Source organism: Vibrio sp. 1641, assembly GCF_033339995.1.
Lineage (GTDB): Bacteria > Pseudomonadota > Gammaproteobacteria > Enterobacterales > Vibrionaceae > Vibrio > Vibrio alginolyticus.
Genome location: NZ_JAWOVP010000076.1, coordinates 1 through 906, shown reverse-complemented (window position 1 = coordinate 906; position 906 = coordinate 1). Strand labels below are relative to the sequence as shown.

Annotated in this window: 1 protein-coding gene; it reads right to left on the bottom strand. The window is 44.9% G+C overall.

Going from position 1 to position 906, the window contains the following annotated elements; translation table 11 throughout:
- Nucleotides 1-766, bottom strand: a 766-nt coding sequence (locus R7Z47_RS24245) for a DEAD/DEAH box helicase (RefSeq protein ID WP_318130688.1), incomplete at its 3' end; no start/stop codon positions are given.
- Nucleotides 767-906: the final 140 nt, after the last annotated feature.

Sequence of the window (906 nt, the reverse complement as noted above, 5' to 3'; positions counted from 1 at the left end):
TGCCTTGCTTGGTTTTAGTGAAAACAAGCACTTGTTGCCAGTTTCGTGAACCAATTAAATACGCTAGCAACTCACGCTTACGCTTTTTATCAACTGGATACACCATCTGCTTAACCGTTTCTGCCGTTGTATTCGCTGGAGACACTTCCACCTCAACAGGAGAATCCATCAGTTTGTAAGCGATGGTTTTAATGCGTTTTTCAAACGTCGCCGAAAACAGCATGATTTGTTTGTCATTCGGTAGTCGACGAAGAATGCGTTGCAGATCAGGCCAAAAACCCATGTCCAACATTCGGTCAGCTTCATCAAGCACCAACACGCCAGTTTTAGAAATGTTTACGTTGCCGTTAAACAAGTGGTCTAACAATCGGCCCGGCGTAGCAATAAGAATATCCGCGCCCTCTTCCAACTTGTTCTTTTGCACGCCAATACTTGTACCGCCGTACACACAAACAATACGTAGATCCGTGTGTTCCGCATATTGCGTTAAATTGTCAAACACTTGCTGCGCCAATTCACGAGTTGGAACTAGGATGAGAGCGTGAGGTGTGCCATTACGTTTCTTTTGCTGTACCGCCTGAATAATCGGCAAACCAAATGCCGCCGTTTTACCGGTACCCGTTTGCGCAGCCGCAAGAAGATCTTTGCCTTCCAGTACGTGTGGAATCGATTTTTCTTGGACTGGCGTTGGCGTCACAATATTCATATTGTTCAACGTTTCGACTAACTGTTGTTCAATGCCAAGATCAGCAAAATTAACGGACATGATAAACCTCATAATTTTTGGAGCGCAGAGTTTACCAGAGCCGCCATAGCCATACTACCTCTACGCCAAAGGATTGAGTTATGAACTGATTAGCTGTTGGTGAAATTCAAGTGATTGGCGCAGCACGTCTTGATAAAGCT